The sequence below is a fragment of the Bacterioplanoides sp. SCSIO 12839 genome, assembly GCF_024397975.1.
Taxonomy (GTDB): domain Bacteria; phylum Pseudomonadota; class Gammaproteobacteria; order Pseudomonadales; family Oceanobacteraceae; genus Bacterioplanoides.
Map to the genome: position 1 here is coordinate 615,542 of NZ_CP073745.1, position 17,972 is coordinate 633,513.

14 protein-coding genes are annotated in these 17,972 nt (G+C 48.4%); 10 read left to right on the plus strand and 4 right to left on the minus strand.

Features of this window, described 5'->3' with window-relative positions; genetic code table 11:
• Window positions 1-111: 111 nt before the first annotated feature.
• Window positions 112-672 (plus strand): DUF4136 domain-containing protein, encoded by a 561-nt coding sequence (locus KFF03_RS02945; protein ID WP_255858792.1) that lies wholly within the window; start codon window positions 112-114, stop codon window positions 670-672.
• Window positions 673-767: 95 nt separating this feature from the next.
• On the opposite strand, the gene recN is transcribed toward KFF03_RS02945, so the two are convergent.
• Entirely contained in the window at window positions 768-2,444 is a 1,677-nt protein-coding gene (gene recN / locus KFF03_RS02950) for a DNA repair protein RecN (protein WP_255858793.1), read from the minus strand.
• Window positions 2,445-2,621: 177 nt separating this feature from the next.
• On the opposite strand from recN, the gene grpE reads away from it, so the two are divergent.
• The 4 genes from grpE (at window position 2,622) to dapB (ending at window position 7,749) form a co-directional block, all read left to right on the plus strand.
• Window positions 2,622-3,224, plus strand: coding sequence for a nucleotide exchange factor GrpE (grpE, locus tag KFF03_RS02955; protein WP_255858794.1), 603 nt, complete (start codon window positions 2,622-2,624; stop codon window positions 3,222-3,224).
• 119 nt (window positions 3,225-3,343) lie between these two features.
• Complete coding sequence (dnaK, locus tag KFF03_RS02960) at window positions 3,344-5,266, plus strand: molecular chaperone DnaK (RefSeq protein ID WP_255858795.1); 1,923 nt, start codon at window positions 3,344-3,346, stop codon at window positions 5,264-5,266.
• A gap of 352 nt (window positions 5,267-5,618) precedes the next feature.
• Complete coding sequence (gene dnaJ, locus KFF03_RS02965) at window positions 5,619-6,758, plus strand: molecular chaperone DnaJ (RefSeq protein ID WP_255858797.1); 1,140 nt, start codon at window positions 5,619-5,621, stop codon at window positions 6,756-6,758.
• A 187-nt stretch (window positions 6,759-6,945) separates the two neighbouring features.
• Window positions 6,946-7,749, plus strand: a complete 804-nt coding sequence (gene dapB, locus KFF03_RS02970; RefSeq protein ID WP_255858799.1) for a 4-hydroxy-tetrahydrodipicolinate reductase — start codon at window positions 6,946-6,948, stop codon at window positions 7,747-7,749.
• Between the two features lie 84 nt (window positions 7,750-7,833).
• Here the strand turns inward: dapB and KFF03_RS02975 are convergent, their stop codons facing one another.
• Window positions 7,834-8,442, minus strand: coding sequence for a TetR/AcrR family transcriptional regulator (locus KFF03_RS02975; RefSeq protein WP_255858800.1), 609 nt, complete (start codon window positions 8,440-8,442; stop codon window positions 7,834-7,836).
• 803 nt (window positions 8,443-9,245) lie between these two features.
• On the opposite strand from KFF03_RS02975, the gene carA reads away from it, so the two are divergent.
• From carA to KFF03_RS02995, 4 genes are all read left to right on the plus strand, one after another.
• A complete protein-coding gene (gene carA, locus KFF03_RS02980; protein ID WP_255858802.1) occupies window positions 9,246-10,388 on the plus strand; it encodes a glutamine-hydrolyzing carbamoyl-phosphate synthase small subunit in 1,143 nt (380 codons plus the stop codon).
• Window positions 10,389-10,401: 13 nt separating this feature from the next.
• Window positions 10,402-13,620, plus strand: a complete 3,219-nt coding sequence (gene carB, locus KFF03_RS02985; RefSeq protein ID WP_255858803.1) for a carbamoyl-phosphate synthase large subunit — start codon at window positions 10,402-10,404, stop codon at window positions 13,618-13,620.
• Window positions 13,621-13,641: 21 nt separating this feature from the next.
• Window positions 13,642-14,118 (plus strand): transcription elongation factor GreA, encoded by a 477-nt coding sequence (gene greA, locus KFF03_RS02990; protein WP_255858805.1) that lies wholly within the window; start codon window positions 13,642-13,644, stop codon window positions 14,116-14,118.
• Between the two features lie 112 nt (window positions 14,119-14,230).
• Window positions 14,231-15,448: a Bcr/CflA family multidrug efflux MFS transporter gene (locus KFF03_RS02995; RefSeq protein WP_255858807.1), complete on the plus strand. Its 1,218-nt coding sequence runs from the start codon at window positions 14,231-14,233 to the stop codon at window positions 15,446-15,448.
• 39 nt (window positions 15,449-15,487) lie between these two features.
• Here KFF03_RS02995 and KFF03_RS03000 read toward each other — a convergent pair whose 3' ends face one another.
• Both KFF03_RS03000 and KFF03_RS03005 read right to left on the minus strand, forming a co-directional pair.
• On the minus strand, window positions 15,488-16,009 hold the full coding sequence (locus tag KFF03_RS03000) for an acyl-CoA thioesterase (RefSeq protein ID WP_255858808.1): 522 nt from the start codon (window positions 16,007-16,009) through the stop codon (window positions 15,488-15,490).
• A 107-nt stretch (window positions 16,010-16,116) separates the two neighbouring features.
• On the minus strand, window positions 16,117-17,049 hold the full coding sequence (locus KFF03_RS03005; protein WP_255858809.1) for an AraC family transcriptional regulator: 933 nt from the start codon (window positions 17,047-17,049) through the stop codon (window positions 16,117-16,119).
• A gap of 117 nt (window positions 17,050-17,166) precedes the next feature.
• On the opposite strand from KFF03_RS03005, the gene KFF03_RS03010 reads away from it, so the two are divergent.
• On the plus strand, window positions 17,167-17,910 hold the full coding sequence (locus tag KFF03_RS03010) for a cysteine hydrolase (protein WP_255858810.1): 744 nt from the start codon (window positions 17,167-17,169) through the stop codon (window positions 17,908-17,910).
• Window positions 17,911-17,972 lie beyond the last annotated feature (62 nt).

The window sequence follows — 17,972 nt, forward strand, 5'->3', positions numbered from 1 at the left end:
CGCTTAATTGTGAAGTTTGATGTTTGTTAACACATCTCAATTGCGCCGTCATAAGAACCTGATAAAGTGTTTGCCAGAAAGACTTCAGATGAATCAACAAAGGACAGTATTATGTTAAAACAAATCATGGCATGGGCTGGCATCTTGCTGCTGGCAGGCTGTAGCTCAATCAGTACCGATTACGACTACAACGAAGACGTAAACTTAGCTGAATTGAAAAAATGGAACTGGCTGGAAACCTCAAAAGACAGTGGTTCTCATAAATATCATGTGGATGGTTTAAATGATCGCCGTATCCGTGAAGGGTTAGAGCAGCAATTAACCTCTGCAGGTTTAACCAAGGTGCCAGCAGAAGAAGCTCAGATTCTGGTGAATTACCTGACTAAGGTAGAGAACAAAACGGATGTGAATACCTTCTACACCAGCTTTGGTTACTACCCGTATTCATATCGTGGTTTGGGTGCAGGTTTGCAGGCTGACACCCGCGTGCATGAGTACAAAGAAGGGACTCTGATCATTGATATCGTTGATGCTAAAAGCAAAGATCTGCTGTGGCGTGGTGCCGGCTCCGACACAATCAAAGAAGGTCGTACTCCGGCCGAGCGTACTGAACAGATTCAGGAAGCCTTAAAAACCATCTTTGAAGCCTATCCTCCGGGCAAGAAGAAGTAATCGCCTGATAAAATCGTACAGCATCACTGAAAAAGCCGGATTCATCAGAATCCGGCTTTTTTGTTTCTGCTAAGGTGCAGTAGATCAGGCCAACATCATTGCACCAGGTCTAACATCTCCTGAGCATGCGCCAGGGTTTGTTGAGTAATATCCACACCACCTAACATGCGTGCTAACTCTTCCGAGCGTTGTTTGTTGTTGAGTTCACGAATCTGAGTGTGAGTGGAATTATCGCCGCTGATTTTACTCACCTGAAAATGTTGGTGAGCCTGAGCAGCAACCTGTGGCTGGTGGGTCACACACATAACCTGGCCGTCCTCTTTGCCTAAAGATCGCATTAAACGACCTACGCGCTCGGCGGTACCGCCACCAATGCCGACATCCACTTCATCAAAAATCAAACTTGGAATCTGGCTGGTAGCTGCAGTCACTACCTGAATCGCCAAGCTGATACGAGAGAGCTCACCACCAGAAAGCACTTTGGCCAACGGCCCGGAAGGCATACCCGGGTTGGTTTGTACGTGGAAGCTGATGTTGTCGATACCGTGTTGATTGGCTTGTTGAGACTCGAGCGCCTCTAATTGAGTCATAAAACGCGCACGACCTAATGCCAGTGAGTCAAAGTGTGCTTCCACTTCTTTATCAAGTTTCGCGGCTGCTTTCTGACGTTTTTTTGATAGCTTTTGTGCCAGCTGTTGGAAGTGTTCGCGCAGACGTTCCACTTCCTGTTCCAGTTCTAATAAATCATCGTCGCTGAGATTTAACTGAGCTAACTGATCTTCCTGTTCCTGCCAGTATGGATATAGGCGCTGTGGTTGAATCTGATGCTTGCGGGCCACCGAAAAGATTTCACCTAAACGACTCTCTACTTGCTGTAACCGATGCGGATTTATATCGACTTGTTCCAGATAGCGCTGCAGCGATAAGCCAGCTTCTTCCAGCTGGATATGCGCTTGCTGTAACAACTCTTTGGCTTCCAGCAGAGTTGGGTGATTGTCATCCAGTTGATTCAGTAGATTCATCGCCTGGTAGGCCAGTTGAGTTGCGGCCATTTCAGCGCTCTCGTTACCCAGGCAGGAAGCCAGAGCTTGCTGGCCGCTGAGCAACATGGTTTCAGCGTTGGCTAACCGTTTATGTTCGGCTTCTAACTCATCCAATTCGTTTTCACTCAGGTTTAACTCACGTAATTCTTCAACCTGATAGCTGAGTAGCTGACGCTGTGCCTGTATTTCGCTGCTTTCTTCGCTAAGGGTTTTTAACCGTTGGGCATTCTTCTGCCAGTGTTTAAAGGCTTGTGAAACCGCACGAGCATCCTGTTGTAAATTGCCAAAAGCATCCACCAGTTGTCGTGGTGTATCTTTTTGCAGCAGGCGTTGGTGAGCATGTTGCGAGTGAACATCAATCAGGCATTGAGCCAGATCTTTGAGATCATTGGCAGAGGCCGGGCGGCCATTGATATAACCACGGGAGCGGCCTTCGCTGGAAACCACCCGACGCAGGATAATCTGATCATCGTCCGTGGGCAGGTCACGTTGCTCTAACCAGCTTCTGGCATTGTCGTTTGGGGTGAAACTGGCACTGACTTCGGCTTTATTGGCACCAAAGCGCACGCTATCGGCTTCCGCTCTTTGTCCGAGTGCGATGCCGAGAGCATCCAGCAGAATCGACTTGCCTGCACCGGTTTCGCCGGTAATCACCGCCATGCCGGGTTTAAATTCCAGCTCCAGTTCATCCACTAACGCAAACTGATGGATAGATAAATGTAACAACATACCCAGCTCCTATACTGATCATGCATACAGTGTTTATATGTACAGTGTCTCTGGCTGTCAAGAATTTAATCGACTTTCCGTCAAGTTGTGTGAGTTTCAGCCCTTGAAAACGGTTCTGGCGCTCCCATATACCTCTCATCGAAACAAATTGAACGATCCCTGATTGAGGAAAAGTTGATGTCTGAAGAGCAGAACATTCAGGACGAAATCCAGAAGCCAGCTGAAGAGCAGGTTGAAGCAACCGAAGCGACTGCAGAAGAAGCAGTTGAAGGCGCAAATGAGCAAACCGGTGACGAAGCACTGACTTCTCTGCTGGAAGCCGCTCAACAGGAAATCGCTGATCTGAAAGATCAGATGTTACGGGTTCAGGCAGAGATGCAGAACGTACGTCGCCGTGCCGAAGCGGATGTCGAAAAAGCGCATAAGTTTGGCGTAGAAAAGTTCGCTAACGAAATGTTAAGCGTGGCAGACAACCTGGATCGTGCACTGGCCGCTGCCGGTGATGACGAAGCGACCAAACCTCTGCGTGAAGGTGTGGAAATGACACTGACGGGTTTTGCGGCTGGTCTTGCGAAATTCAAAGTAGAAACCGTTGATCCGATGGGTGAAACCTTTAACCCGGAATTGCACCAGGCAATGTCGATGATTGAGAGCGCAGAAGCAGCGCCTAACACCGTGATTGCTGTAATGCAGAAGGGTTATACCTTGCAAGGTCGTCTGTTGCGTCCCGCCATGGTGATGGTGAGCAAGGGTGCTCCGCAAATCGACGAAAACGCATAATTTTTTATCCGCCCAGCCTTGAAAGGCGAGCGAGCGGACTTATATAGAAATCAATACAAAATCTATTGTTAATAATTTTTTGAGGCGGCCAGCGCCGCCCAACGTTGGAGATCACGATTATGGGTAAAATTATTGGTATCGACCTGGGCACCACCAACTCTTGTGTGGCCGTTCTGGATGGCGAAAAGTCAAAAGTTGTTGAGAACGCAGAAGGCGATCGTACTACCCCTTCCATCATTGCTTACACCGATGGCGAAACCTTAGTAGGCCAGCCAGCTAAGCGTCAGGCAGTAACTAACCCGGACAACACCCTGTTCGCGATTAAGCGTCTGATTGGTCGTCGTTTTAAAGATGACGTGGTTCAGAAAGACATCTCTATGGTTCCGTACAAAATCATCGAAGCGGACAATGGCGATGCTTGGGTATCGGTAAAAGACGACAAGTTTGCACCACCACAGGTTTCTGCTGAAGTTCTGAAAAAGATGAAGAAAACCGCAGAAGATTTCCTGGGTGAAGAAGTGACTGAAGCGGTTATTACTGTTCCGGCTTACTTCAATGACTCTCAGCGTCAGGCAACCAAAGATGCCGGTAAAATCGCGGGTTTAGAAGTTAAGCGTATCATCAACGAGCCAACCGCTGCGGCACTGGCTTACGGCATCGATAAAGAAGGCGGCGACCGCACCATCGCGGTATATGACTTAGGTGGTGGTACGTTCGATATCTCCATTATTGAAGTTGCTGACGTTGATGGCGAGAAGCAGTTCGAAGTACTGGCAACCAATGGTGATACCTTCCTGGGTGGTGAAGACTTCGATATGGCCATGATTGAATATCTGGCTGACGAATTTAAGAAAGAAAGCGGCATCGATCTGCACAATGACCCACTGGCTCTGCAGCGTCTGAAAGAAGCGGCTGAGAAAGCAAAAGTTGAGCTTTCTTCTGCACAACAAACTGACGTGAACCTGCCGTACATCACGGCGGATGCGACCGGTCCTAAGCACTTAAACGTAAAAGTGACTCGTGCCAAGCTGGAATCTCTGGTTGAAGATCTGGTTGCTCGCTCTCTGGAGCCATGTCGTATTGCTCTGCAAGACGCGGACCTGTCTTCCAGCGAAATTGACGAAGTGATCCTGGTGGGCGGTCAGACCCGTATGCCAATGGTTCAGGAAAAAGTCGCTGAGTTCTTCGGTAAAGAGCCTCGTAAAGACGTTAACCCGGATGAAGCGGTTGCTGTTGGTGCATCGATTCAGGGTGCGGTACTGGCTGGTGACGTGAAAGACGTACTGCTGCTGGACGTGACGCCTCTGACTCTGGGTATCGAAACCATGGGTGGCGTTGCAACTGCGGTTATCGAGAAAAACACCACGATTCCTTCGAAGAAATCTCAGGTGTTCTCAACCGCTGATGACAACCAGCCAGCAGTAACCATCCATGTGGTACAGGGTGAGCGTAAGCAAGCGGCACAAAACAAATCTCTGGGTCGCTTCGATCTGTCTGATATTCCACCGGCTCCACGTGGTGTACCTCAGATTGAAGTGACCTTCGACATCGATGCGAACGGTATTCTGAACGTAAGCGCGAAAGACAAGGCGACTGGTAAAGAGCAGTCCATCGTGATTAAAGCCTCTTCTGGCCTGAGCGATGACGAGATCGAGAAGATGGTTGCTGACGCAGAAGCGAATGCTGAAGCGGATAAGCAGTTCGAAGAGCTGATTCAGGTTCGTAACACAGCCGATGGCCTGATCCACGCGACTAAGAAAACTCTGGAAGAAGCCGGTGATAAGGCGACTGAAGAAGAGAAAACTGCGATCGAAAAAGCTGTTGCTGATTTAGAAGAAGCAATCAAAACTGACGACAAAGCTGACATCGAAGCGAAGACTAACGCGCTGACCGAAGCATCCAGCTCTCTGGCACAGAAGATGTACGCTGAGCAGGCTCAGGCACAGCAAGGTGCGGAAGGCGCTGCGGATGCCGGTGCACAGCAAGGTGGTCAGGACGACGACGTTGTAGACGCTGAGTTTGAAGAAGTAAAAGATAAGTAAGCGTTTAACGCTTAATACTGAGAAATAGTCGGCGGTGTTTTCAAGCCGCCGCGCCGAAGGGCCATCCCTGGCCCTGCCGCGCTACCGTGACATCCTGTCACTGCTTTATGAAAACACCTCCGACCATTTCTTGATAACTCCTCAATCGCTGTTTGTTAAAGTAGCGGTTTCGGATAAAGAAGATTAGTCAGATTGTTTTTCGAAAACAGCCCGATGGACTCGGGCGTTCCCATCTCAGGATTCAGGGACGCTCCTTGAGATGGGTGTGACAGAAAAATAATGTGACTGATCTTCAAACAAAACGCGGTTAGAAAACTACCCGCGTTTTTTTGCCATTAAAACGAGCAAAATCATGTCGAAACGAGATTATTACGAAGTACTTGGTGTAGCCAAAGGCGTCGATAAAAAAGAGCTGAAAAAAGCGTATCGTAAAATTGCGATGAAATATCACCCGGACCGTAACCCGGATGATGCTGATGCCGAAGCCAAGTTCAAAGAAGCGACAGAAGCTTACGAAATCTTAGGCGATGAGCAGAAGCGTGCTGCGTACGACCAGTATGGTCATGCGGGTGTGGATGGTCAGGCTGGCGGCTTTGGTGGCGGCGGTGCTGGTGGCTTCAGTGATATTTTCGGCGATGTCTTCGGCGATATTTTTGGCGGCGGAGGCGGTGGTGGTCGCGGCGGTCGTGGTGGCCCACAACGTGGTTCCGACTTACGTTACACCATGGAGCTGACACTTGAAGAAGCGGTACGCGGTGTCGAAAAGAAAATTCGCGTTCCTACTCTGACGACCTGTGATACTTGTGATGGTTCTGGCGCTAAAGATGGCTCTAAGCCTAAAACCTGTAGCACCTGTCATGGTCAGGGCCAGGTGCGTATGCAGCAGGGTTTTTTCTCTGTTCAGCAAACCTGCCCAACGTGTCGTGGTCAGGGCACTATCATTGATGACCCATGTAACAGCTGTCATGGTCGTGGTGTTAAAGAAGAAACCAAAACACTGTCGGTGAAAATTCCACCGGGTGTTGATACCGGCGATCGCGTTCGCTTATCCGGCGAAGGTGAAGCGGGTGCCATGGGTGGTCCAGCGGGCGACTTGTATGTACAGGTGAGCGTACGTGAGCACGAGTTATTCCATCGCGATGGCCGTAACCTCTATTGCGATGTGCCTATCAGCATCGTGGATGCAGCCTTAGGCGGTGAACTGGAAGTGCCAACGCTGGATGGCCGCGTTAAGCTGAAGATTCCTGCCGAAACACAAAGCGGTAAATTATTCCGCTTGCGTGGTAAAGGTGTAGTTCCTGTGCGCGGTGGTGCTCCGGGCGACTTGCTGTGTCGTGTGCAGGTAGAAACGCCGGTGAATCTGACCAAAGAGCAGAAAGAATTGTTACAACAATTCCAGGCATCTTTGAATGGTGAAAAAGCGGGCGAAAAACATTCACCACAAAATAAGAGTTTCTTTGAGCGAGCGAAGCGTTTCTTCGAAGAAATGTAATTACCTCTCTCTTCTGTATAACGCTGAAGAGTCGGGATGTTTTTATAGCAGCGACAGGATGTCGCGCTAGCGCGGGAGGGCCATGGATGGCCCTTCGGCGCGGCGGCTAAAAATATCCCGGCTGTTCAGCCACTGTTTTCTCTATATAATCCTTTCAATTTTCTCTATCGAACTCTCAGGAAACACCATGACTCGCATTGCTATTACCGGAGCTGCTGGCCGTATGGGCCGTGTCTTAATTGAAGCGGTTGCTAACGATGAAAACGCACAACTGGGTGCCACTGTTGTATTGGCTGATGATCCGATGGCGGGCATTGATGCAGGCAGTCTGGCGGGTCTTGGGAAGGAAATGGGTGTTAAAACAGCAACCAGTCTGGACGCGGTGATTAACGACTTTGATGTCCTGATCGATTTCACTTCTCCTGAATCCACCATGGCTAATGTTGAGCTGTGCCGTACCCACGGCAAAAGCATCGTGATTGGCACTACCGGTTTGACCGATGAGCAGAAAGTACGTCTGCAGCAAGCGTCGAACGACATGGGGATTGTATTTGCTCCGAACTACTCCGTAGGCGTTAACCTGTGTCTGAACCTGTTACGCATGGCGGCCAAAGTGATGGGCGATGACAGTGATATCGAAGTGATTGAAATGCACCACAAGCATAAAGTAGATGCACCATCTGGTACGGCGCTGCGCATGGGTGAAGTCGTTGCCGAAACCATGGGCTGGGATTTAAACGAAGTAGCGTGTTACGGCCGTGAAGGTCAGACCGGTGCTCGCCCGCACAAACAAATTGGCTTTGAAACCATTCGTGGTGGTGACGTAGTGGGTGATCATACTGTGATGTTTGCTGCTGATGGTGAACGTGTTGAAGTGACTCACAAAGCTCAAAGTCGGATGACTTTCGCAAAAGGCGCCGTGCGCAGTGCAAAATGGATTAGCGAACAAACACATGGCTTGTACGATATGCAGGATGTGTTGGGTTTTTAACTCTGAGTCTGATCAAACAATAAAAAAACCGCTTCTGCAAAGAAGCGGTTTTTTTTATTTCTCATCACAAGCGGAATAGAAGGTTTAGCCTTTGACGCCCAGCATGTGATCAAAGCCACGCTCAACCATTTTTTCCATGCCGCGTGGTTTGCCGTTTGGATCAAATACCATCGACACCAGCATTTGAGCATTACCTAATGCCCAACGTGCGCGTTCTTTCGGAGCCAGGCCTGATTCCATTAAACCTTGTTTGACGCCTTTATCGACTTGCTTGGCGATCATGTCCAGTAATCGGTTCTGGAACTCCAGATAAGATGGCCAGGTCTCTTCACGTACTGAAGCACTCCACTCCAGCCAGACTTTAATATAAGAAGGGTTTTCCTCACAGGCATTAAGGAATGCCTTGATATGAGTGCGAATAGCCTGAACCGGGTCGGTTTCTTCGGCGTAAACTGACTCAGCTAATGAAACTAAATAGTTTTCGACATCTTCCAATACTGCTTCAACTAATGCTTCGCGAGTTTTGAAATAATTAAAAACGGTTGCGACGGATACTCCGCCCATTTCGGCAATTTCCGTATGCCCACCGCGGCCAATACCACGACGTGCGAACACTTCGACGGCATAGGTTAATAGCAAGCGTCTACGTTCTTCTGGCTGCAGACGACGACGACCATCAACGGCTACTGGCATGATTAGACCTCTGTTTTGGTTATATTTTTAATTTCTTAAACGGAATGTTTATTATTTAAATTCTCGTTTTATTGAGAGATTTGACTGTATTTAACGAACACACTGTTTAACCTCTCAATACCACTGTAATGAAAAACGTTACAGCCGTGCGAGTGAAGCACTTTCAGGTATCAAATTGTATGTTACATTATGTAAATTGGTGTAACTAGGCCTTTTTTCATAAAAACCGGGTATGTCCGGAAACGCTTATTTTTTCTGGCTTTTTTGGCACATTTGTATCGTTAACATTAAGTATATTAATTGACTGTGTGGCCAAATATCCTCTTATGGAATATCAATATATTATTTATCTATATAAATGATTTAATGGTTTATCCATAGCGACACTGATAACCGCTTAAATATTGAATATATATTCAATTAGTGAGCAGGGTGCATTGGTTACTCTCTTATGAATAACGTTTGAAAGGATTTTCTGATATATCGGAAAATCTCAGATTGTATTCCTGCTTGTATGTCGGAATACGGTATTGAGGTGATGTTTTAAGGTAGGGTAGAGAAGAACTTTCTTAAGCTACTGGCCCGGCTTTGCATGTGGACATAAGTATCTGTTTTTAGTATCCTTTAGTGTTAGTTTAAGCATGTAACGCAACAGCCACTGAAAGAGTAGCCGTGCAGATCAGAATTTAGTCAAAAAAGCGGGATGAAACCTTCTGGGTTCCATCCCGCTTTTTTGCGACTTGAGCCTGCAGTTTTTGCGTTACCCGTGTCGCCAGATTGTTCTTACTTCGGGGATTTGAGCCTTGTCTACGCCAGCCATTCTAGCTCTTGAGGACGGCAGCATCTTCAAAGGTACCGCTATTGGTGCCGAAGGTCTGTCTGTGGGAGAGGTGGTATTTAACACCTCCATGACCGGTTATCAGGAGATCCTGACTGACCCATCCTATGCCAACCAGATTGTTACACTGACTTACCCACACATCGGCAACTACGGTGTGAATAGCGAAGACGAAGAGTCTCGCGGTATTTTTGCCAAAGGACTGGTGATTCGCGATCTGCCTCTGATCGCTTCTAACTTCCGCAGTGAAAAAGCGCTGGACGAGTACCTGAAAGAACACAACATTCTGGGTATTGCCGATATCGATACTCGTCGTCTGACGCGTATCTTGCGAGAAAAAGGGTCTCTGAACGGCTGTATCATGGCCGGCGCTGACGCCAAATCAGAAGAAGGCATCGCCAAAGCCATTGAGGCGGCTAAAGGGTTCCCTGGCCTGAAAGGCATGGATCTGGCGAAAGAAGTAACCACTACTGAAGCTTACAGCTGGACTCAGCAAGACTGGACGCTGGGTAAAGGCTTCGGCGAGCTGAAAGATGCGAAGTACAAAGTGGTTGCTTATGACTTCGGTGTGAAACGCAACATCCTGCGCCTGTTAGCCGAACGTGGTTGTGAACTGACGGTTGTTCCGGCTCAGACTCCTGCATCTGAAGTGTTGGCGATGAATCCAGACGGTATCTTCCTGTCGAATGGCCCGGGTGACCCTGAGCCATGTACTTACGCCATCGAAGCGATTAAAGAAATTTTAGAAACCGACATTCCTGTGTTTGGTATCTGTTTAGGTCACCAATTACTGGCTCTGGCATCGGGCGCACAAACCGTGAAAATGCCTCACGGTCATCACGGTGGTAACCACCCGGTACAGGATCTGGATAGCAAGGTTGTGATGATCACTTCCCAAAACCATGGTTTTGCCGTTGATGAAGCCACTCTGCCTGCCAACTTAAAAGCGACTCACAAGTCCCTGTTCGACGGCACTCTGCAAGGTATTGCTCGTACTGACAAGCCTGCGTTCAGCTTCCAGGGTCACCCTGAAGCAAGTCCTGGTCCGCGCGATGTTGCGCCTCTGTTCGACCACTTCATTGAACTGATTGAAAAAGCCAACGCTTAAGAGAGCCTGAGACATGCCAAAACGTACCGACCTTAAAAGTATCTTAATTATTGGTGCTGGTCCGATCGTGATCGGTCAGGCCTGTGAATTTGACTACTCTGGCGCACAGGCTTGTAAAGCCCTGCGTGAAGAGGGTTACCGTGTCATTCTGGTGAACTCTAACCCAGCCACCATTATGACCGACCCGTCCATGGCAGATGCCACTTACATCGAGCCAATCACGGTAGAAGCGGTTACCAAAATCATCGAAAAAGAACGTCCGGATGCGCTGCTGCCGACCATGGGTGGTCAGACTGCACTGAACTGTGCATTGGGTCTTGAATCGGCTGGCGTACTGGAAAAGTACGACGTTGAAATGATTGGTGCAAAAGCCGACGTCATCGATAAAGCCGAAGACCGTAACCGTTTCGACCAGGCAATGAAAAAAATCGGCCTGGAATGTCCGAAAGCGGGTATCGCTCACAGCATGGAAGAAGCGCGCGAAGTTCAGAAGGACTTAGGCTTCCCATGTATTATTCGTCCTTCTTTCACCATGGGTGGTACCGGTGGTGGCATTGCGTATAACAAAGAAGAGTTCGAAGAAATCTGTACTCGTGGCCTGGACCTGTCGCCAACCAGCGAGCTGCTGATCGACGAATCCCTGATCGGCTGGAAAGAATACGAGATGGAAGTGGTTCGTGATAAGAACGACAACTGCATCATCATCTGTTCGATCGAAAACTTTGACGCCATGGGTGTTCACACGGGTGACTCCATCACAGTGGCGCCAGCTCAGACTCTGACCGATAAAGAATACCAAATCATGCGTGATGCCTCTTTGGCTGTACTGCGTGAAATCGGCGTAGAAACCGGTGGTTCTAACGTTCAGTTTGGCCTGGATCCAAAAACCGGCCGTATGGTTGTGATCGAGATGAACCCTCGTGTATCTCGTTCTTCGGCACTGGCTTCTAAAGCCACCGGTTTCCCGATTGCGAAAGTAGCCGCCAAGCTGGCGATTGGTTACACCCTGGACGAATTGCAAAACGACATCACCGGTGGTGCGACTCCGGCTTCTTTCGAGCCATCCATCGATTATGTTGTTACTAAGATTCCTCGTTTCACCTTCGAAAAATTCCCACAAGCGGATGGTCGTCTGACCACACAAATGAAGTCTGTGGGTGAGGTGATGGCCATTGGTCGTACGCAACAGGAATCCATGCAGAAAGCGCTGCGTGGCTTAGAAGTTGGCGCGACGGGTTTCGATCCGAAAGTGGATCTGCAAGCCGAAGGTTCGCGTGAGAAGATCATTGCCGAACTGAACACCCCAGGAGCGGATCGCATCTGGTACGTGGGTGATGCGTTCCGTATTGGCCTGAGTGTGGACGAGATTTACCAATACTCCGGTATTGATCCATGGTTCCTGGTACAGATCGAAGACATCATTAAAGACGAAGCCAATGTCGCTGAAAGCAGCCTGAGTGCACTGGATGCTGACGCGATTTTCCGTCTGAAGCGTAAAGGTTTCTCCGATGCGCGTCTGGCTGAATTGCTGGGTGTGTCTGAAAAAGCGTTCCGTAAGCACCGTCAGAAGCTGAATATTCGTCCAGTCTACAAGCGTGTTGATACCTGTGCCGCCGAATTTGCCACCGACACTGCGTACATGTACTCCACGTACGAAGAAGAGTGTGAAGCGAACCCAACCGATCGTGAAAAAATCATCGTTCTGGGTGGTGGTCCTAACCGTATTGGCCAGGGTATTGAGTTCGATTACTGCTGTGTACACGCAGCACTGGCGGCGAAAGAAGAAGGTTACGAAGCCATTATGGTGAACTGTAACCCTGAAACCGTTTCGACCGACTACGATACCTCCGACCGTCTGTTCTTTGAGCCTCTGACACTGGAAGATGTATTAGAGATTTGTGACAAAGAGCAGCCAAAAGGTGTGATCGTTCAGTACGGTGGTCAAACGCCACTGAAGCTGGCGAATGAATTAGAAGCCGCTGGTGTCCCCATTATTGGTACCTCGCCAGAAGCCATCGACCGTGCGGAAGACCGTGAGCGCTTCCAACAAATGATCCAGCGTCTGGGTCTGAAGCAGCCGGTTAACGCGACCGTAACCTCGGCTGAAGAAGCCGTCATCAAGGCCAACGAAATTGGTTACCCGCTGGTGGTACGTCCTTCCTATGTATTGGGTGGTCGTGCGATGGAAATCGTTAACAACGAAGAATCCCTGCGTCGCTACATGCGTGAAGCGGTACAGGTTTCTAACGATTCTCCGGTACTGCTGGACTACTTCCTGAACCGTGCGGTTGAAGTGGACATCGACGCAGTCTGTGACGGCGAACAAGTGGTGATCGGCGCGATCATGCAGCACATCGAACAAGCCGGTATTCATTCCGGTGACTCGGCCTGTTCTCTGCCTCCGTACAGCTTGCCTGAAGATGTTCAGAACGAGATGCGTGAGCAGGTTAAGAAAATGGCGCTGGAACTGGGCGTTGTTGGCTTAATGAATACTCAGCTGGCATGGCAGGATGGTGAAATTTACGTGATCGAGGTGAACCCTCGCGCATCCCGTACGGTTCCATTCGTATCTAAGTGTATCGGTACCTCTCTGGCGGCGATTGCGGCTAAGGTAATGTCCGGTAAAACACTGGCTGAATTGGGCTTCACCGCCGAAATTATTCCACCGTATTATTCGGTGAAAGAAGCGGTCTTCCCGTTCAACAAGTTCCAGGGTGTTGATCCGATCTTAGGCCCTGAAATGAAGTCTACCGGTGAAGTGATGGGCGCAGGTAAAACCTTCGGCGAAGCTTTCTTTAAAGCTCAGCTGGGTGCCAGTGCGCAGATTCCGGATTCTGGCACTGCTTTTGTTTCGGTGCGTGATGCCGATAAAGAAGGTGTGGTTGAAGTGGCCAAAGGTCTGGTTGAATGTGGCTTTAAGCTGGTTTCAACTTCGGGAACCTGTCAGTTACTGCAAGACTCCGGTATCGAAGTTGAGCGTGTGAACAAAGTGACTGAAGGTCGTCCACATATCGTTGATATGATTAAGAACGATGAAATCGCGTTGATCGTGAACACTACTGAAGGTGCTCAGGCCATTGCGGATTCTGCTGATATTCGTCGCAGTGCGCTGCAGCATAAGGTTTATTACACCACCACATTGGCGGGTGCAGAAGCCGTTGTTGAAGGTCTGCGCTCTGAAGGTCTGAAAGACGTTCATCGTTTACAAGAGTTACACGCGACTATTAAATAGTCGCGTTGCAAGGAGAAAACAATGCAAAAGTACCCGATGACCGTTGAAGGTGAAGCGGCTTTGCAAGCAGAGTTAACCGAATTAAAAACGGTTGCTCGCCCTAAGGTGATTGCGGATATCGCAGAGGCGCGTGAGCATGGTGACCTGAAAGAAAACGCTGAATATCACGCTGCGCGTGAACAGCAGGGTTTTATTGAAGGCCGTATTCAGGATATTGAAGGTAAGCTGTCAAATTCACAGGTTATCGACATTAAAAATATCCCGCACTCGGGCAAAGTATTGTTTGGTACCACTGTGAGCCTGATCAACCTGGATACCGATGAAGAAGTGACCTACCAGATTGTGGGTGATGATGAAGCGGATATTAAGCAGAACAAAATCTCTGTGTCTTCACCGATTGCGCGTGCGTTAATTGGTAAAGAAGAAGGTGATGTGGCTGTGGTTCAGGTTCCTGCCGGCGCCGTTGAATACGAGATCGATCAGGTAAAACATCTGTAATTGATACCTGTCCCGCGACATAAAAATCCCGTTATGCCTTTAGGTATAACGGGATTTTTTTCGGCTGGCGAAAGCCGTTGTTATTTCAATCTTAAATTTAATGCATAGGAAAATGATGTCAGCGACTCAACAACCTACAGCAAAACAACCTACAGCAAAGTTATTGGCTGTTTTGCTTGCGATGCTGACGGCTGTTGCGCCTTTAGCCATTGATATGTACTTGCCGGCGATGAAAGTCATGGCGGGGGATTTGCGTGTCGATATTCATCAGGTTGAGCTGAGCATCAGTGCATTTTTAATCGGTTATGCGATCGGACAATTGGTTGGCGGGCCAATGTCGGATCGCTTTGGGCGAAAGCCGGTCATTTTTGCCGGATTAATCATTTTTGCACTTACGAGCTTGCTACTCAGCTTCGCAGACAGCCTGCAATGGTTGTTGGTTATGCGTGTCGTACAAGCGATTGGTGGCGGTATAGCGATTGTAAATTCTTCAGCCATGATCCGGGATTTATTCTCTGGTGATGAAGCCGCCAAAGTAATGTCTATGGTCGCCATGGTAATGATGAGTGCTCCTTTGCTGGCACCTTTGTTGGGTTCCCAGGTGGTTTATTATTTCGGATGGCAAAGCATTTTCACTGCTTTGGCTGTCTATGCTGTGCTGGTGATGATTCTGGTTATCCGTAAGCTACCGGAAACCCATAGTGTAAAGTCGACGGAGCGTACATCGACGGGAATACGTGGCGTGTTGTTGGGTTATTGGGAAGTATTAAGTCACCGCCAGGCATTTGGATTTGTCGGTGCAGTGGCTTTTGCTTTTAGCGGTATGTTTGCCTTTATTACTGCTGCTCCGTTTGTCTATATGGAACTTTATGGTGCAACGGAAAGGCAATTTCCATTTTTATTTGGTGCCAATATTATCGTGATGATGTTGATGAATCGCATTAACATCCTGGCGTTAGAGCGCTTTCATGCTGTGAGTATTCTGCAGGTTGGTTTGTTAATCCAGTTTATGGCTGGTTGTGGTCTACTGGTTGCGGCTTTAATGACAGCAGAGCTGTATTGGGTCGTTTTTCTGAATATGGTGTTTGTTGGCGCTTTAGGCTTGATTGCAGCGAACGGAACCTCCGCGGCTCTGAATTTTTTTCCGCACCGTTCCGGCACGGCGACGGCTGTCATTGGTGTCACTGAGTTCGCCATGGGTGCTGCTGTGGGAGTTGTTTGGTCAATATTGCATGATGGAACACTTGGGCCGGTCGCTGTTGTGATGCTTGGCTGTTCTGCTGTTGCATTATTATGTGTATGTAAGCCAGAACGTACCGGAGCGCCTTGAAGGTTGCTCCGGGTGTATCTGTGTAGGCCTGTGTTTTTGCTAAGGGCAGGCAATAGCCGGTAGGTCCTGCAGATCTTCGTCGCTGTCTTCTTGTTCAATTTGTTTCATCATTTCCTGCAGCTTGAAGCGTGCCTGGCGGCGTTTTAATGCCTTATTCCAGCGGCGCTGTTGAACTTCATCGGTTAGCTCCAGCTGCGGTACAGGTGTCGGTCTGTTGTTTTCTCCCATCGCCACCATGGTGAAATAACAGGTATGTGTATGACGCACTGTTTTTTCTTGTATGTTTTCGGAAATCACTTTAATACCAATTTCCATTGACGTGCGGCCGGTGTAATTAATGGTTGCCAGGCAAGTAACCAGTTCACCAATATAAATTGGCTCTTTAAAGAAAACGTTATCAACCGACAGGGTGACGGCGTAGTGGCCGGCGTAACGCATAGCACAGGTGTAAGCCACTTTATCGAGCAGTTTGAGCAGTTCACCGCCATGCATTTTTCCGGAAAAATTTGCCAGATCCGGAGTAACCAGTTCGGTCATTTCAGTTTGAATGATTTGTGCCATATTCGCCTCTGCTTATTGAGCGCGGCGATTTTAATCCGACTGATGCAATAAGACTATGGTTTTAGCTAAAAGCTCAGTCGAAGTGGCCATTGTATGGTCTGTTGCACTTATGAGGTGAGTTCAGGGGGCTTTGATGCCGTTTGTTTCCTGAAGTGTGCCGGTGTGTGGCCAAAAAATTGTTTAAATGCTTTTTTAAAGGCGCTGTCTGATGAATACCCAACCAGTTCTGCCAGGTTGTTAACCGGAGTACTGGTTTCTTCAATGTATTGTTTCGCTCGTTGCATACGGCAAGACAACAGATAACGCATAGCGGTAGTTCCGACCAGGTCATGAAAGTGCTGGGCAAACCGGGAGCGTGACATGCCAGAATGTTTTGCCAACTCATGTAGCGTCCAGTGAGTTTCTGGTTGTGTGTGCATTAATCCCAGCGCAACGGATATGTGCCGATCGTTCAATGCCGCGATAAAGTTATTTTTTTGCGGGTTGAGCTGAATAAAGGTGCGCATTACCTGAATAAATAATAACTCGGTGATTTTGTCTTTTAACAGTTCGCTGCCGGGTTTTTGTGACGCGCTTTCAGTGGCAATCATTTCCAGTGCGCTGTGTAAAAAACGAAACTGCAGTCGTTGCTGCTGAGTGATGTGAATAACTTCGGGCAGCGAATCAATAAACTGGTTTTGAATATTGCGATCGTATTCAAAGTAACCACACACAATATTAAAATGCTCATGCTCGCCAGAGAACGGGTTGTTGCCGCTGATAATTTGTTCTACCGCTGTGGCTCCAGGGATGAGCGTACTGCTGCGTTGGTCAAAGATCTGATGCTTGCTGCCGTGTGGAAGAATCACAATATCCCCGGTAACCAAAGGAACAGGATCCTCGTCATTCAGCTGCAGCCAGCATTGCCCTCGCTCTATGATATGAAATGAAGCGCGCTGGTCTCGATCAATATCCAGCCCCCAGGGTGAGCAGAAGCAGGAGTTAAAGTAAACGCTGCCACGCAAGTGAATGTGACGCAATATTGAACTCAGGATATCCATTTTATTCCTATAAAAGACTCTGAAGCATTTATTTGAGACTTTTAAGCACTGAAAGTTTCATGCTGGTGACGATAATTAACCTCGTAGTACAGAACTATTCATAGCGAGGTTTAACCCATGAAGTTTTCTATCAAAAAATTATGCTTGTCTCTGGGGATGGTTGCTGCCGTTGCCGGTAATGCCGTAGCGGATGGTCTGCCAGATCCGGGTGTTGAGTTCAGCAAGGGCAATACGGCGGTGGTGATTACTGACCCACAAAATGACTTTCTGAGTCCGGATGGTGTGACTTGGGGTGTGGTTGGTAAAAGCGTGACCGAGAATAACACGGTTGAAAACATCGAAAGCCTGATGAAAGCGGCAAAAGCCGAGGGGGTGCCAGTCTTTGTTTCACCTCACTATTACTATCCACATGATCACGAATGGGAGCATGAAGGTTCTCTGGAAGTGTTAATGCACAGCATCAAGATGTTTGATCGTAAAGATCCACTGTCGTTAGCGGGTTTTACCAAATCGGGTGCTGACTGGCTGGAGCGTTATAAACCACTGATTAACGACGGCAAAACCATCGTAACCAACCCTCATAAGGTTTATGGCCCAGAAACTAACGATCTGGTGCTACAGCTGCGTAAGCGCAATATTGATAAGGTGATTCTGGCGGGTATGTCTTCTAACCTGTGTACTGAATCTCACCTGCGTGAGCTGATGGAGCAGGGTTTTGAAGTGCAGGTTGTTTCCGATGCAACGGCCGGTGCTATTTTACCAGGACTGAACGCGTATGAAGCGTCTCTGGTGAACTTCCGCATGATTGCTAATGCGGTACGTGATACCAAGACCACTGTTAAACAGATCAAGGATCTGTAATACCTGATGCAGTTTGAGTTGCTGCATAACAGGTGGTTTCTTACCTTCCCTGATGTCAGGGC

Bases quoted from the DNA above. Each gene is read 5' to 3' on its own strand.
- greA (WP_255858805.1), top strand. From the start codon at position 13,642: ATGCAAAAGTACCCGATGACCGTTGAAGGTGAAGCGGCTTTGCAAGCA.
- grpE (WP_255858794.1), top strand. From the start codon at position 2,622: ATGTCTGAAGAGCAGAACATTCAGGACGAAATCCAGAAGCCAGCTGAA.
- KFF03_RS03000 (WP_255858808.1), bottom strand. From the start codon at position 16,009: ATGGCACAAATCATTCAAACTGAAATGACCGAACTGGTTACTCCGGAT.
- dnaJ (WP_255858797.1), top strand. From the start codon at position 5,619: ATGTCGAAACGAGATTATTACGAAGTACTTGGTGTAGCCAAAGGCGTC.
- KFF03_RS03010 (WP_255858810.1), top strand. From the start codon at position 17,167: ATGAAGTTTTCTATCAAAAAATTATGCTTGTCTCTGGGGATGGTTGCT.
- dapB (WP_255858799.1), top strand. From the start codon at position 6,946: ATGACTCGCATTGCTATTACCGGAGCTGCTGGCCGTATGGGCCGTGTC.
- dnaK (WP_255858795.1), top strand. From the start codon at position 3,344: ATGGGTAAAATTATTGGTATCGACCTGGGCACCACCAACTCTTGTGTG.
- recN (WP_255858793.1), bottom strand. From the start codon at position 2,444: ATGTTGTTACATTTATCTATCCATCAGTTTGCGTTAGTGGATGAACTG.
- KFF03_RS02945 (WP_255858792.1), top strand. From the start codon at position 112: ATGTTAAAACAAATCATGGCATGGGCTGGCATCTTGCTGCTGGCAGGC.
- KFF03_RS03005 (WP_255858809.1), bottom strand. From the start codon at position 17,049: ATGGATATCCTGAGTTCAATATTGCGTCACATTCACTTGCGTGGCAGC.
- KFF03_RS02975 (WP_255858800.1), bottom strand. From the start codon at position 8,442: ATGCCAGTAGCCGTTGATGGTCGTCGTCGTCTGCAGCCAGAAGAACGT.
- carB (WP_255858803.1), top strand. From the start codon at position 10,402: ATGCCAAAACGTACCGACCTTAAAAGTATCTTAATTATTGGTGCTGGT.
- KFF03_RS02995 (WP_255858807.1), top strand. From the start codon at position 14,231: ATGATGTCAGCGACTCAACAACCTACAGCAAAACAACCTACAGCAAAG.